Origin of the sequence: Halorubrum salinarum (assembly GCF_013267195.1) — an archaeon.
GTDB classification, from domain to species: Archaea; Halobacteriota; Halobacteria; order Halobacteriales; family Haloferacaceae; genus Halorubrum; species Halorubrum salinarum.
Window position 1 is genome coordinate 426,481 of record NZ_CP053941.1, and the last position, 12,903, is coordinate 439,383.

Genomic DNA, 12,903 nt, shown 5'->3' on the forward strand with positions numbered 1-12,903 from the left:
ATGAGCACGTTTTCAGCGATCGGAGAGGAGCGAGAGATCGACCGTGACGAGTACACCCCCGGCGTGGAGCCGCAGCCGACGTGGTGTCCGGGCTGCGGTGACTTCAGCGTCCTGAAGGCGCTCAAGCAGGCGCTACCGGAGGTCGGGCGCACGCCCGAGGAGACCCTGCTGTGTACCGGGATCGGCTGTTCGGGCAAGCTGAACAGCTACCTCGACACGTACGGGTTCCACACGATCCACGGGCGCTCGCTGCCCGTGGCCCGCGCCGCGAAGCTCGCGAACCCCGACCTCGAAGTGATCGCCGCCGGCGGCGACGGCGACGGCTACGGGATCGGCGGGAACCACTTCGTCCACACGGCCCGGGAGAACCACGACATGACGTACATCGTGTTCAACAACGAGATCTTCGGGCTCACGAAGGGGCAGACCTCCCCGACCAGCCCGAAGGGCCACAAGTCGAAGACGCAGCCCCACGGGAGCGCCAAGGAGCCGATCAAGCCGCTCTCGATGTCGCTCAACGCCGGCGCCTCCTACGTCGCCCGGACGGCCGCGGTCAACCCGAACCAGGCGAAGGAGATCATCACCGAGGCGATCGAACACGACGGGTTCGCGCACGTCGACTTCCTCACCCAGTGTCCGACCTGGAACAAGGACGCGCGCCAGTACGTCCCGTACATCGACGTCAACGACTCCGACGACTACGAGTTCGACAAGACGGACCGCGTCGAGGCCCAGGAGATGATGCGCACGACCGAGGAGGCCCTCTACGACGGCGAGGTCCTCACCGGCCGCTTCTACGTCGACGAGGACCGTCCGTCCTACGGTCAGGAGAAGCGCGCGATCGGCGAGATGCCCGAGGAGCCGCTCGCCGAGCGCTACTGGGACGACGACTACGAGTGGGAGCGCTCCCACGACATGTTCCTCGACAAACACGCCTGAGCGAGGCCGTCAGTCGTTGACGGCGCGGTGAGTTCGTTTTTTGATTCGCAAGGTATTTTTTCATTGGTGACAAACGGAGTGGTATGAGTACCGTATCGACGGAAGAGCGGATCCTCTCCGTGTTAGAGGAGGACGCACAGGCGTCCTGCGGGGAGATCGCCGAACGGGCCGACGTCTCGAAGCCGACGGTGCGGAAGTACATCGACCGCCTCGAAGAGCGGGGCGTGATCGTCGGCTACTCGGCGGAGGTCGACCCGAAGAAGCTCTCGTCGCAGTCGATCGCCATGGTCGGGATGGACGTCGACTCCGGACAGTACGTGGAGGCGACGCGCGAACTAAAGTCGCTAGAGGAAGTCCAGGCGCTGTACACCTCCTCCGGCGACCACATGCTGATGGCCGAGGTCCGCGCCGGCGACGGCGACGAGCTCGGCGAGGTCATCTCCGAGAAGTTGCTCGGCGTCGAAGGCGTCACCGCGGCGCACCCCTCCTTCCTCCAGGAACGACTGAAGTAGGCCGGCGGCCTCAGACGAGCGTCCGCGGGGCCGCGACCACCACGTCCTCGTCGCCGACGGGGCTCCGTCGGGTCCCGCGCCCCTCGAATCCGTGCGCGACGAAGAACTCCGTCGCGCTCGGTCTGTCCGCCGGCACCGTCGCCCGGAGGGTCTCGACGCCGCGGTCGGCGAGTGCGGCGCCGACGCGCGACAGCAGCTCTCCCGCGATCCCCTCGCCCGCACGGTTCGGGTGGACCCACAGCGCCAGCAGCTCCGCCTCGGTGCCGTCCGGGTCCGGGTGCGCGATGGCGAGGCCAACGGGGCCCTCCTCGTCGTGTTCCATCAGGAACGACCACTCGGCCTCGGCGGCGGCCTCGCGGACGCCGGCGGCGGAGACGTCGAGCAGCGGTGCGCCGATGTCGTCGAACACCGTCTCCTCGCGGGCCCGCGAGACCGCGGTGCGAAGGGCCTCGGCGTCGTCGGCCCGAGCCGCCCGGACATCCATGTTCAACCGTGAGTAAAGAACGCACCTATAGGTTTCGGGGTGGGAATTGTTCACACAGTAACTCGCGTCGCGGAGGCGATCCTCCGGCGGTCTCGTCCGCGTCGATTCGGATCGGTGAGCGCGGGCGCCGAGGCCTCCGAAACCGAGCGTTCGGCCGCTCAAAGCGGCGTTTTCGGTCGGGGAGCCTACGCGACCGGGTCGACGCCGATGGTGAGCGTGACGTCCTCGACCTCCCACTCCTCGACGAGGCCGTCCTCGGCGGCCGCCGCGTCGCTCGGGTCGTCGAGCCAGGCGTCGGCGCGCACTTCGCCGGCGATGAGGTCGGCGTGGTCGTCCACGAAGCCGGCCACGCGGTCGTCGTCGACGCCGACGCCGACGCGGATCCGCGCCTCCACGTCCAGGTCGAGCTCCTTGCGCATCTCCTGGACCCGGCGGATCACGTCGCGGGCGTACCCCTCGGACTCGATGTCGGGAGTCAGCGAGGTGTCGACGTAGACGGTACCGCCCTCGAAGTCGGCGCCGGAGACGTGCTCCGGGGGCTCCGCGACGTACTCGACCATCTCGTCGTCGAGGTCGACGGGCTCGCCGTCGACGGTCACCTCGCCGCCCTCGACCGCCGCGCGGGTCGCGCCCTGGACCGCCTCCATCACCTTCTGGGCGTCGCCGCCGAAGGCGGGGCCGATGGCCGCCATCTGCGGCTCCGCGGTCTCGACCAGCTCGTCGAACGCGTCGGTGACGACCACCTCGCGGGCGTTGACGCGGTCGGCGATCAGCGCTTCGAGCCGGTCGACCGCGGCCGCGACGGTCTCGTCGTCCGTCTCGACGACGACGCGCGGGACGGGCCAGCGGAGCTTCCGGCCGGCCTGCTGGCGCGCGTTCGCGGCCGCCTCCTCCACGTCGCGGAAGACCGCCACGTCGCGTTCGAGGTCCGGGTCGCGCAGGTCGGCGTCCGGCTCGGGGTACGACAGCGCGTGGACCGTCGTCGCCGCGCCGTCGAGCCGCTGGTACATCCGCTCGGTGAGGTACGGCGCGATCGGCGCGAGCAGGCGGATCACCTCGTCGAGGACGGTCGCGAGCGTGGCGTAGGCGCCGCGCTTCGAGGCGGAGTCGGCCTCCTCCCACATGCGGTCGCGGACCGCCTTCACGTAGAACCGCGACACGTCCTGCGTGACGAACTCGATGACGGCGTTGACCGCGTCGCTGACCTGATAGTCGTCCCAGGCCTCTGCGACCTCGGCCTCCACGGACTGGAGCCGCGAGAGCACCCACTCGTCGACGAGTTCGAGCTCGCCGTCGGCGAGGTCCGCGTCGGCGGGGTCGTAGCCGTCGAGCTCCATGTACTCCAGCGGGAACCGGAACACGTTCCAGAGGATGTTGAGCTTGCCCTGGATCTCGCCGAGCCCGTCCCACTCGAACGCGAGGTCGACCCCCTGCTGGTCGTGGCTGAGCAGGTACGTGCGGAGCGGGTCGCGTCCGGCCCGGTCGATCGCCTCCTCCGGCGTGACGATGTTGCCGACCGACTTCGACATCTTCCGGCCGTCCTCGTCGTTGGCGAAGCCGTGCATCAGCACCTCGTCGTACGGGATCTCGCCGACCGCGGCGGTGCCCATGCCGAGCTGCGACCAGAACCAGCCGCGGGTCTGGTCGTGCGCCTCGATGATGAGGTCGGCGGGCCACAGCTCGTCGTGCGCGGCCTCGTCGCTCGGGTAGCCGAGCGTGCCCCACGAGGCGACCGAGGAGTCGAGCCACACGTCGAACACGTCCTCGACGCGGCGGTACGTCGTCCCGTCCTCGACGATGGTGAGGTCGTCGACGGAGGGGCGGTGGAGGTCGATCGACTCGGGGTCGACGTCCTCCTCGACGCGCTCGGCGAGCTCCTCGCGGGTGCCGATCACGATCATGTCCTCGTCGAGGTCGCCGGCGTCGGCGTCCTCCGGCACCCAGATGGGGATCGGGATCCCCCAGTAGCGCTGGCGGGAGACGTTCCAGTCGGGCGCGTCCTCGATGAAGTCGCGGAAGCGGTTGTCGCGGGCCCAATCGGGGTGCCACTCCGAGTCCTCCATGTTGTCGAGGAGGTCTTCCTTCACGTCCGTGATCGAGATGAACCACTGGTCGGTGACCAGCTGGATGATCCCGGTGTCACACCGCCAGCAGTGGCCGTAGCTGTGGTCGACGGTGCCGTGCGCGAGCATGTGTCCGTCGGCGACGAGGTCGTCGATGATGTCGTCGTTGGCGTCGCGCACGAACTGGCCGGCGTACTCGCCGGCCGCCTCGGTGAACTCGCCGTTCGGCTTCACGGGGCAGTGGATGTCGAGCCCGAGCTCCGTGCCGCGGTGGAAGTCCTCCTCCCCGTGGCCCGGCGCGGAGTGGACCAGTCCGGTCCGGTCGGCCTCCACGTAGTCGGCGGCGTACACTTGACCGGCGCCCTCGAAGTCGGGGTACTCGGCGACGCGGTCGGCGAGCGGGTGGTCGTACGCCCAGCCGACGAGCTCGTCGCCCGTCAGCTCGGCCTCGACCTCGTAGTCCTCGTAGCGCCCCTCGCCGAGCACGTCCTCGACGCAGTCGGCGGCGACGTAGATGAGTTCGCTCTCGCCGTCCTTCTCCGCGCGGACGGCGTTGTAGGTGAGATCCTCGTCGACGGCGACGAAGGTGTTCGCGGGGATGGTCCACGGCGTCGTCGTCCAGATGACGAGGCTTCCCTCGCGGTCGGCGAGCGGGAACTTCACGTAGATGGAGGGGTCCTCGACGTCCTCGTACTCCACCTCGTTGTTGGCGAGGCCGGTCTCGCAGCGCGGGCACTGCGAGATGGACCGCTTCCCCTGCTCGACGAGGCCGTTGTCGGCGACCTCGGAGAACGCCCACCAGGCGGCCTCCATGTACTCCGGCGAGATGGTCTCGTAGGGGTCTTTCCAGTCCATCCACGCGCCGATGGACTCGAAGTCCTCGTCCATCGCCGCCCGGTTCTCCAAGGCGAACTCCTTACACTTCTCGATGAACGCCTCCATCCCGTACTCCTCGATGTCCCGCTTGTTCTCGAAGCCGAGCTCCTCCTCGACTTTGACCTCGATCGGGAGCCCGTGCATGTCGTAGCCGGGGCGGTCGGTGACGCGGTGGCCGGTCATCCGCTTGTACCGGATGACGGCGTCTTTCAGCGTCTTGTTCCAGGCCGTCCCGAGGTGCATCTGCCCGGAGGTGTACGGCGGGCCGTCCACGAAGAAGAACGGCGGGTCGTCGGCGTGCGCCTCCTTCGCCGCCTCGTAGGCGTCGTGGTCGTCCCAGTACTCGTCGACCGCGGACTCGACGTCTGCGGGCGCGTACTGGTCGTCGATCTGCTCCATACGCGTTGGTCTGCGCGCGCGTATTTGAATACGGCGGAGTCGTGGGAACGGTTCAGCGGCGGCGAGGCGGGACAAGACACTTCTCCGGGGAAGCGGACGCAGCGAACATGGAGACGCCGCGAGTCGTGCGCGAGAACCTCGGGTACGCGCTCCTCGGCGGCCCGGCGCTGGCCGCCGTCGCGTTCGCCGCCGGCGCGTGGCTCGTCGGCACCGCCGCCGGCGTCGCCGCCGCGGTCGCGGCGTACGCACTCGGCTGGGCGCTCGCGGCGCGGCGGTCCGAGTCGACGCCGGAGCGGTCGGCGTCCGAGCGGTCGGCCGCGAACGCGGACGACGACCGGGACCGCCGCGAGCGGGAGGCCGAGGCGGGGAAGGGGGGCTACGCCGGGGGCGACGGGTAGTCGTGTACGCCGTCGCTCACCGCGGGGCGGGCGCGCCGTCCGCGAAGTAGTCCGCGAGCCGCTCGGCCGCCTCGGTCGCGCGCGGCGTCACCAGCGCGAACCGGATCCACTCGTCGCGGGCGGTGCCGAACGCCTCGCCCGGCATGCCGGCGACGCCCGCCTCGTCGATCAGGCGCTTGACGTTCGCCATCGTTCCGGGGAACCCGTCGAACCGCGCGAGGACGTAGAAGGCGCCCTCCGGACGGCTGTACTCCGCGCCCGCCGCGTCGAGCGCGTCGGTGAACGCCGCGACGCGGTCGGCGAGCAGGTCGCGCGACTCGGCGTAGTACGACGGCTCCGTCTCGGCGAGCGCGTGGTAGACCGCGTACTGCGAGGGGCGGGCCCCGGTGACGTTCACGAGCATGTGGCGGGTCTTCGCGTCGCCGACGTGCGCCTCGGGGAACACGCCGTATCCGACCCGGAGCCCCGTGATCGCCATCGACTTCGAGAAGCCGCCGGTGACGATCACGCGCTCGGAGTCGAGGGTCAGGGCCGACTCGAAGGAGCCCGCGAGGTCGAACTGACCGTACACCTCGTCGACGACGACCACGGCGTCGACCGCCTCGGCGACCGCGACGACCTCGCGGACCGCGTCGAGGTCGTAGACGGCGCCGGTCGGGTTGTTCGGCGTGTTGAGAACGATCAGCGCGGTGTCCTCGCTCGCGGCCTCGCGGACCGCGTCGACGTCGAGGCCCCCGTCGCGGGCGGTGGGCACGAGCGTCGGCTCGCCGCCGAGCAGGTGAGTCTTCCCCGGGTAGTACGGGTACACCGGGTCCATCAGGAGCGCCTCGTCGCCGGCGCCGCGGTCGAGCGCGCGCGCCATCGCGAGGTAGTTCGCCTCGCCGGTGCCGTTAGTGACGACCACGCGCTCGGGGGCCACGTCGCGGCGTTCGGCGATCGCCTCGCGGAGCTCGCGGAGCCCGTCGCTCGGCGGGTACTGGAAGTCGGCGGGCGGCAGGTCGGCGTACTCGCGGAGCGCCTCCCGGAGCGCGGCGGGCGGCTCCCAGTCGGGGTTGCCGCTCACCATGTCGATGACGTCGCCGTCGGCGGCCGCGGCGTACTGCATCACGTGGAAGAACTTCGGCTCCTCGTACTCCATACGGTCGGGTCGGACGCGGTCGCCGTGGCTCTTTCGACCGGCGCGCGGGACGCAGGACCCGGTCCCGCTGAGCCACCGCGATCCGGTGGTTTGACCTACCGACACGCACAGCGGGTGGTATGAACAAGCGCGGCCACGTCCTCAACGGCCTGCTGCTCGCCCTCGGGCTCGGGTTCATCGTCGAACCGGGGCTCGACGCGGCGACCGCGACGACCGTCGCCGAGATCACCGTTCCCGTCGTGTTGGGGGCGCTGTTCCCCGACGTCGACACCGCCTTCGGGCGCCACCGGAAGACGCTCCACAGCCTCCCCGTGCTGGCGGTGTTCCTCGCGTACCCGATCTTCTTCGGGAACCTCCAGTACGTCTGGATCGGCGTGTTGACCCACTACGTCCTCGACGTGGTCGGGAGCCGCCGGGGCATCGCGCTGTTCCACCCGCTCTCGGACCGGGAGTTCGGGCTGCCCAGCGGCGTGACGACGAGCAGCAAGTACGCCGACCTCGTCACCGTGATCATCACCGCGATAGAGCTGGCCGCGTTCTGGGCGATTCACACCTACGTCGTCAGCCTCGACCTGGACCTCTCGGCGGCCTCCGACGCCGCGGCCGGGTTCGGGCTGTGACCGCGACGCGCTATTCGTAGACGCTCACGTCGTCGAACCGGCCCTCGTAGGCGACGTTCGATGGCAGGGTGGGCTCGTTGCCGGAGAGGAACATCCGGTCGAGCTTCGCCCACGTGTTCTCGTAGCCGAGGTGCGCGAACTCGACGAGCCCCCGGAGTCGGTGGCCGACGCCGCCGCGGTGGATCACCGTCCGCGGGCGGCGCTCGCGGAACGCCTCGGCGACCGCCGCGGCGTCGTCGAGGTCGCCCTCGAAGGCGGTCCACGCCTCGCCGACCGTGCCGGGGAGGTGCGCGTACGACGAGCCGAAGCCGGCGCAGCCCGTCTCCTTCGCGGTCCGACGGGCGCGGGCGTTCTGGTGGGGGAGGAGCTTCGTGTTGTACGTCTCGACGGCGTCGATCCGGGCGGCGTGCGCGTCCACCTCGGGCCGCGTGAGCGAGATGGTGGCGAATCCGGGGTGCGGGACGAGGACGGCCGCGTCCTGGCGCTCGAACTCGGCCATGGCGCCCTCGAAGGTGATGTAGTCGGGGACCGGGTCGGAGAGCCCGAGCGCTAGGAGGTGCCGCCGGTTCCCCCAGTCGCCGGTGAACACCTCGCGGGCGGGGACGACGGTCAGCTCGTCGTCGGTGTAGCGGGCCGCGCGCTCGCGGACCGTCGGGAGCCGCGTGAAGTGCGGCGCGTACACGAGCGCGTCGATCCCGCGGGCCTTCGCGCGGGCGACGACCTCGTCGTCGAGCACCTTGACGTGGGCGTCGACGCGCGTTTGCGATCGGGTCACGGTCGCACGGTCGTCGCGCCCGCGCAAAGGCGTATCGTTCGACGACGACGGTGCCGCGATCGCCGGGCGGACCGCGGGGCGGCGGCCCGTCCCGGGATCCCGCCGAGTTGGGAAACCGTTAATCCCCCTCGGGCGAGTGTTCCGGGTATGGCCCCTCGCTGGACGTGCGGCATCGGCGACTGCGACGCCGCCTTCGACGACGTGGAGGCGGCGATCGTCCACCAGACGAACGACCACCAGCGCCACGAGTGCAAGGTGTGCGGCACGATCGTCCCGGACGGCTACTTCGCGATCCGCCACGCGTTCGACGAGCACACCCGCGCCGAGTTCGTCCGCGCGTACGACGCCGACTCCGCGGCGGTCCGGCGCCGCGAGGAGATCAAAGGCGAGATCGAGGCCGCCGCGGACCTCCAGCGCGTCGTCGAGGAGCTCGACCGGAACGTCTGACTCGGTCCCCCGAGCCGCCGTTTACAGCACCCGCTTCCCGAACGCGCTCGCCGCGAGCTCCGTCGCCAGCTCCGCCGTCTCGTTGTGCTGGTCGAGCGTCGGGTTCACCTCGACGAGCTCCATCGACCGGAGCGCGTCCGTCTCGTCGACGATCTCCATCGCGCTGTGCGCCTCGCGGTAGGTGGCGCCGCCGCGGACGGGCGTCCCGACGCCGGGCGCCGCGTTCGGGTCGAGGAAGTCCAGGTCGAGGCTGACGTGGATCCCGTCGACGCCGGCCGAGGCGACCGACAGCGCCTCCTCGGTCACGTCCGTGATCCCGCGCTCGTCGATGTCCGACATCGTGTACGCCGCGAACCCGCGCTCCCTGAGCAGCTCCGCCTCCGCCCCGTCGACCGACCGGAGCCCGACCAGGGCGACGTTCTCCGGCGAGAGCCCCGGCGCGGTCGCCCACTCGGCGTCCGCGAACTCGCCGATCCCGAGGGCGGCCGCCAGCGGCATCCCGTGGACGTTGCCAGACGGCGTCGTGGCGGGCGTGTTGAGGTCGGCGTGCGCGTCGAACCACACGGCGCCGATGTCCGCGTCGCGCGCGGAGCCGGAGAGGCTCCCGATGGCGATCGAGTGGTCGCCGCCGAGCGCGAGCGGCACGTCGCCGGCGGCGAGCGTCGCGGCGACCTCGTCGCCGAGTTCCCGGCAGACGTCGGCGGTCTCGCGGAGGAACTTCGCTTTCCCCTCGCTCGGCGCGTCCGCGTCCGGGTCGCGCTCCTCCGCCCGCGGGACGGGGAGGTCGCCCGCGTCGACCGCCTCGACGCCCGCGCCGGCGAGCTGGTCCGCGAGCCCGCCGTACCGGATCGCCGACGGTCCCATGTCGACTCCGCGTCGGTTCGCCCCGTAGTCGGTCGGCGCGCCGATGATCCTGACCGTGGTCATACCGGGTACGCGACGCCGCGGCGCTTGAATGGTGGGGATCGACGCGGCCGCGACTCCGAGGTCGACGTCGAACGCCCGATTCGCCTCGCCGGATCGGACACCGTTTTGCGCCCGGGCCGCCACGAGGCGGTCATGGGCAGTTCCGATTCCTACTCGGTCGACCCCAGCGACATCGAGCCGATCGGCGCGACCATCGCGGTCGCGTTCACCGGCACGGCGATCGGGCTCGTCGGCGCCGCGGTGTCGTTCGTCGCCGTCGACTTCGGGGTCGCGCTGATCGGCGTCGGCGTGGTCGTCGCGCTGTCGAGTCCGCTCGCGTACGTGCGCATGAAGCGGCTGCGCGGGGAGTAGGCGCGGAACACGCAGCGCCGGCTGTACCCGGCCGTCGAGGCGGTTTCACACGATCATTTATAAGCGAATTCCATCGCATTTAAGCGGGGGCGTCGTGTATTCGACACCATGTCATCGATCGAGCTCACGTCGAGCCAGAAAAGCATCCTCACGGCCCTCATCAACCTGTACGGGGAACAGGAGGACGCCGTGAAAGGCGAGGCGATCGCCGAGGAAGTAGACCGCAATCCCGGGACGATCCGGAACCAGATGCAGAGCCTCAAGGCCCTCCAGCTCGTCGAGGGCGTCCCCGGCCCGAAGGGCGGCTACAAGCCCACCTCGAACGCCTACGAGGCGCTCGACATCCAGCGCATGGACGAGCCGGCCGACGTGCCGATCTCCCACGAGGGCGAGCAGGTCGAGGGGATCAACGTCGACGGGATCGACCTCTCCAGCGTCCACCACCCCGAGCTGTGCCGCGCCGAGATCCACGTCCAGGGCTCGGTCCGCGACTTCCACGAGGGCGACAGCGTCACCGTCGGCCCGACGCCGCTCTCGAAGCTCGTCATCGACGGCACCGTCGACGGCAAAGACGACACCGCGAACATTCTCATCCTGCGGATCGACGACATGCGGGCGCCCGACGAGCCGGCCGAGCACTGATCTAGAAGCGGGACTCGTCTACCGGTTCGAGAAATCCTCGGAGAACGCGGACTGATTCATCGACGAAAGGTCGAGCGTCGGGAGCCGACGGCGCGTGGGGCGTCGCTCGGGCTTACATGTCGCCGAACGCGCTGACGCCGCGGCTCGCGGAGGAGACCTTGGCGATCCAGCGCGTGGCGATGGCCTTCTTCAGCAGCTTCGCGGGCTTGCCGCCGAACGTCTTGATCGGCATGCCCATCACGTCGTGGGCGACCGCCTCCTCGCCGACGGAGATGACGGTCCCCTTGTCCTCGTGGGTCCACGAGCGGAGCGGCGCGCCGCGGGCGGCGCGCGCGAGGTTGGCGCCGGCGACCTCGGCGGCCTGCCAGGCGGCCTGCGCGGTCGGCGGCGCCACGTCGTCCTCGCCCTGCTCGACGAGGGCGGTGTCGCCGATGGCGAACACGCGGTCGTCGCTGGTGGCGAAGTCGGAGCCGGCGTGGACGCGGTTCGAGCGGTCGTCCTTGTCGACCTCGACGTGCTCCAGCTCGGGCTGGCCCGTAATGCCGCCGGTCCAGATCAGCACGTCGTAGCCGAGCTCCTCGGGCTCTTCGTCCTCGCCGCCGCCGAGGTAGACCGCGTCCTCGTCGGCCTCCGAGATGAAGTCGCCGGTGAGGATGTCGATGTCGGCGTCTTCGAGCCGCTGGCGGAGCGCGCCCTGGATCTGCGGGTCGTTACCGGGGAAGACCTCGTCGAGCCCCTCGACGAGCTTGATGTCGAGCGGCGCGCGGTGCTTGTCGCGGTACTCGGCGATCTCGCCGGCCGTCTGGATGCCGGAGAGGCCGGCGCCGCCGACGATGACCTGCGCGGGGTCCGAGCGGGTCGCGTCCGCGGCCGCCTCGCGCACGTCCTCGTGGATCGCCTTCGCGTCGTCGAGCCCCTTCAGCTGGTGGGCGTTCTCCTTCAGGCCCTCGATGCCGAAGAACGCGGTCGTGGAGCCGACCGCGAGGAGGAGGTAGTCGTAGTCGACGGTCGTGCCGTCGTCGGTCTCGACGACGCGCTCGTCGGTGTCGACGTCGACGACCCGGCCCTGGACGAAGTCGGACTCGGGCGACTTGATCTCGTCGACGGGGATCGTGATCTTGTCCTCGACGGCGGGGTTGCGGATCGCTCGGTGAACCTCGTGTAAAACGAGGTGGTAGTCGTGTTCCGAGATCCACGTGAGATCGGCCTCGCCCTCGCCGACCTCGTCTTCGAACGCCTTGACCGCCCCTGCGCCGGCGTACCCGGAGCCGACGACCACGACCTGTGAACTCATGCCTGTCGCTCCGCGGCCCGCGGGTAAAGTCGCTTTGGAACGGTCGCGATCGGCGGTCCGGCCCCCGGCTGGACGGCGCGTTACAGCGAGAGCCCGGCGTGCCAGCGGTCGGCGCCCGCCTCCCGCTTGACCTCGTCCATGCGCGCGAGCAGCTTCACCGCGAGGCTCGCCGTCTCGGCCGCGCGCGACTCGCCCTCCGTCCGGAACTCGCCGGTGACGCGGTTGGCGTAGACGGAGCAGACCGCGCCCGCCCGGAGCCCGTAGACGTTCGCGACCGTGAGGATCGCCGACGCCTCCATCTCGATGTTCTTCACGTTCGCGTCCCGGAGCTCGGCGACCAGCTCGTCCGAGCCGGCGGCCTCGAACCCGTCGAATCCGGGGCGGCCCTGCCCGGCGTAGAAGGAGTCGGCGCTCATCGTCACGCCGGTGTGGTAGTCGTGGCCCAGCCGCTCGGCGGCCGCGACCAGCGCGGAGACGACCTCGCCGTCCGCGGCCGCGGGGTAGTCCTCGCGGACGTACTCGTCGCTCGTCCCCTCCTGCCGGACGCCGCCGGTCGTGATGACGAGGTCGCCCACGTCCATCTCCGGCTGGATCGCCCCGCAGGAGCCGACCCGGATGAACGTGTCGACGCCGACGCGCGCCAGCTCCTCGACGGCGATGGCGGCCGACGGGGAGCCGATTCCGGTCGAGGTCACGGAGATGGGCGCGCCGTCATACGTGCCGGTCGCGGTGCGGTACTCGCGGTGGCGCGCGACCTCCTCGTGGCCGTCCCACAGCGCGGTGATCTTGTCGACCCGCTCGGGGTTGCCCGGGAGGAGGACGGCGTCTGCGACGTCCTCGGACGCGGCCTCGACGTGGTAGCCGGCCGCGTCGTTCGGGTCCTCGCTCTCGGCGTCCGCGGCCGGGGCGTCCACGTCGGAGCCGCCGGCGTCTGGTTCGTCGGTCATGTCCCCGGCGTTTGGCGAGGTTTTTAAAAGTAGTTCCGGCTCGGCGGCGACCCCGCCCCTCTTGTGGGCCGGTTCGAACATCTTCGCCGCT

The 12,903-nt window shown here is 70.5% G+C and carries 14 protein-coding genes; 7 read left to right on the forward strand and 7 right to left on the reverse strand.

Annotation, left to right across the window (positions count from 1 at the left end; translation table 11 throughout):
* Complete coding sequence (locus HPS36_RS02270) at window positions 1–939, forward strand: thiamine pyrophosphate-dependent enzyme (RefSeq protein WP_173228355.1); 939 nt, start codon at window positions 1–3, stop codon at window positions 937–939.
* Between the two features lie 83 nt (window positions 940–1,022).
* The gene (gene lrpA1 / locus HPS36_RS02275; RefSeq protein ID WP_121561912.1) at window positions 1,023–1,451 is read left to right on the forward strand and encodes an HTH-type transcriptional regulator LrpA1; all 429 of its coding nucleotides are present in this window, start codon (window positions 1,023–1,025) and stop codon (window positions 1,449–1,451) included.
* A 10-nt stretch (window positions 1,452–1,461) separates the two neighbouring features.
* Here the strand turns inward: lrpA1 and HPS36_RS02280 are convergent, their stop codons facing one another.
* Both HPS36_RS02280 and ileS read right to left on the reverse strand, forming a co-directional pair.
* Complete coding sequence (locus HPS36_RS02280) at window positions 1,462–1,935, reverse strand: GNAT family N-acetyltransferase (RefSeq protein ID WP_173228356.1); 474 nt, start codon at window positions 1,933–1,935, stop codon at window positions 1,462–1,464.
* A gap of 185 nt (window positions 1,936–2,120) precedes the next feature.
* Window positions 2,121–5,273: an isoleucine--tRNA ligase gene (gene ileS, locus HPS36_RS02285; RefSeq protein WP_173228357.1), complete on the reverse strand. Its 3,153-nt coding sequence runs from the start codon at window positions 5,271–5,273 to the stop codon at window positions 2,121–2,123.
* 107 nt (window positions 5,274–5,380) lie between these two features.
* On the opposite strand from ileS, the gene HPS36_RS02290 reads away from it, so the two are divergent.
* Window positions 5,381–5,671, forward strand: a complete 291-nt coding sequence (locus tag HPS36_RS02290; RefSeq protein ID WP_173228358.1) for a hypothetical protein — start codon at window positions 5,381–5,383, stop codon at window positions 5,669–5,671.
* Window positions 5,672–5,687: 16 nt separating this feature from the next.
* Here HPS36_RS02290 and HPS36_RS02295 read toward each other — a convergent pair whose 3' ends face one another.
* Window positions 5,688–6,809 carry a pyridoxal phosphate-dependent aminotransferase gene (locus HPS36_RS02295; RefSeq protein ID WP_173228359.1) on the reverse strand — a complete coding sequence of 374 codons (1,122 nt, stop codon included), beginning with the start codon at window positions 6,807–6,809 and terminating at the stop codon, window positions 5,688–5,690.
* Between the two features lie 119 nt (window positions 6,810–6,928).
* Between HPS36_RS02295 and HPS36_RS02300 the strand changes: the two genes are divergently transcribed.
* Window positions 6,929–7,429 carry a metal-dependent hydrolase gene (locus HPS36_RS02300; RefSeq protein WP_173228360.1) on the forward strand — a complete coding sequence of 167 codons (501 nt, stop codon included), beginning with the start codon at window positions 6,929–6,931 and terminating at the stop codon, window positions 7,427–7,429.
* Window positions 7,430–7,439: 10 nt separating this feature from the next.
* Here HPS36_RS02300 and HPS36_RS02305 read toward each other — a convergent pair whose 3' ends face one another.
* Window positions 7,440–8,231 carry a PHP domain-containing protein gene (locus HPS36_RS02305; RefSeq protein WP_173228361.1) on the reverse strand — a complete coding sequence of 264 codons (792 nt, stop codon included), beginning with the start codon at window positions 8,229–8,231 and terminating at the stop codon, window positions 7,440–7,442.
* Window positions 8,232–8,351: 120 nt separating this feature from the next.
* Here HPS36_RS02305 and HPS36_RS02310 point away from each other — a divergent pair, with 120 nt between their 5' ends.
* On the forward strand, window positions 8,352–8,651 hold the full coding sequence (locus tag HPS36_RS02310) for a DUF7565 family protein (protein WP_053771534.1): 300 nt from the start codon (window positions 8,352–8,354) through the stop codon (window positions 8,649–8,651).
* Window positions 8,652–8,672: 21 nt separating this feature from the next.
* Here the strand turns inward: HPS36_RS02310 and rocF are convergent, their stop codons facing one another.
* Window positions 8,673–9,578, reverse strand: coding sequence for an arginase (rocF, locus tag HPS36_RS02315; RefSeq protein WP_173228362.1), 906 nt, complete (start codon window positions 9,576–9,578; stop codon window positions 8,673–8,675).
* 132 nt (window positions 9,579–9,710) lie between these two features.
* Here rocF and HPS36_RS02320 point away from each other — a divergent pair, with 132 nt between their 5' ends.
* Together HPS36_RS02320 and HPS36_RS02325 are read left to right on the forward strand one after the other, a co-directional pair.
* Window positions 9,711–9,929: a hypothetical protein gene (locus HPS36_RS02320; protein ID WP_173228363.1), complete on the forward strand. Its 219-nt coding sequence runs from the start codon at window positions 9,711–9,713 to the stop codon at window positions 9,927–9,929.
* A gap of 108 nt (window positions 9,930–10,037) precedes the next feature.
* Window positions 10,038–10,571 (forward strand): Rrf2 family transcriptional regulator, encoded by a 534-nt coding sequence (locus tag HPS36_RS02325; protein ID WP_121561901.1) that lies wholly within the window; start codon window positions 10,038–10,040, stop codon window positions 10,569–10,571.
* A gap of 112 nt (window positions 10,572–10,683) precedes the next feature.
* On the opposite strand, the gene HPS36_RS02330 is transcribed toward HPS36_RS02325, so the two are convergent.
* Both HPS36_RS02330 and HPS36_RS02335 read right to left on the reverse strand, forming a co-directional pair.
* Window positions 10,684–11,865, reverse strand: a complete 1,182-nt coding sequence (locus tag HPS36_RS02330) for an NAD(P)/FAD-dependent oxidoreductase (RefSeq protein WP_121561900.1) — start codon at window positions 11,863–11,865, stop codon at window positions 10,684–10,686.
* Window positions 11,866–11,945: 80 nt separating this feature from the next.
* Window positions 11,946–12,812: a nucleoside phosphorylase gene (locus HPS36_RS02335; protein WP_173228364.1), complete on the reverse strand. Its 867-nt coding sequence runs from the start codon at window positions 12,810–12,812 to the stop codon at window positions 11,946–11,948.
* Window positions 12,813–12,903 lie beyond the last annotated feature (91 nt).

Coding starts and splice junctions, on each gene's coding strand:
- HPS36_RS02270 (WP_173228355.1), top strand. CDS start 1: ATGAGCACGTTTTCAGCGATCGGAGAGGAGCGAGAGATCGACCGTGAC.
- lrpA1 (WP_121561912.1), top strand. CDS start 1,023: ATGAGTACCGTATCGACGGAAGAGCGGATCCTCTCCGTGTTAGAGGAG.
- HPS36_RS02280 (WP_173228356.1), bottom strand. CDS start 1,935: ATGGATGTCCGGGCGGCTCGGGCCGACGACGCCGAGGCCCTTCGCACC.
- ileS (WP_173228357.1), bottom strand. CDS start 5,273: ATGGAGCAGATCGACGACCAGTACGCGCCCGCAGACGTCGAGTCCGCG.
- HPS36_RS02290 (WP_173228358.1), top strand. CDS start 5,381: ATGGAGACGCCGCGAGTCGTGCGCGAGAACCTCGGGTACGCGCTCCTC.
- HPS36_RS02295 (WP_173228359.1), bottom strand. CDS start 6,809: ATGGAGTACGAGGAGCCGAAGTTCTTCCACGTGATGCAGTACGCCGCG.
- HPS36_RS02300 (WP_173228360.1), top strand. CDS start 6,929: ATGAACAAGCGCGGCCACGTCCTCAACGGCCTGCTGCTCGCCCTCGGG.
- HPS36_RS02310 (WP_053771534.1), top strand. CDS start 8,352: ATGGCCCCTCGCTGGACGTGCGGCATCGGCGACTGCGACGCCGCCTTC.
- rocF (WP_173228362.1), bottom strand. CDS start 9,578: ATGACCACGGTCAGGATCATCGGCGCGCCGACCGACTACGGGGCGAAC.
- HPS36_RS02320 (WP_173228363.1), top strand. CDS start 9,711: ATGGGCAGTTCCGATTCCTACTCGGTCGACCCCAGCGACATCGAGCCG.
- HPS36_RS02325 (WP_121561901.1), top strand. CDS start 10,038: ATGTCATCGATCGAGCTCACGTCGAGCCAGAAAAGCATCCTCACGGCC.
- HPS36_RS02330 (WP_121561900.1), bottom strand. CDS start 11,865: ATGAGTTCACAGGTCGTGGTCGTCGGCTCCGGGTACGCCGGCGCAGGG.
- HPS36_RS02335 (WP_173228364.1), bottom strand. CDS start 12,812: ATGACCGACGAACCAGACGCCGGCGGCTCCGACGTGGACGCCCCGGCC.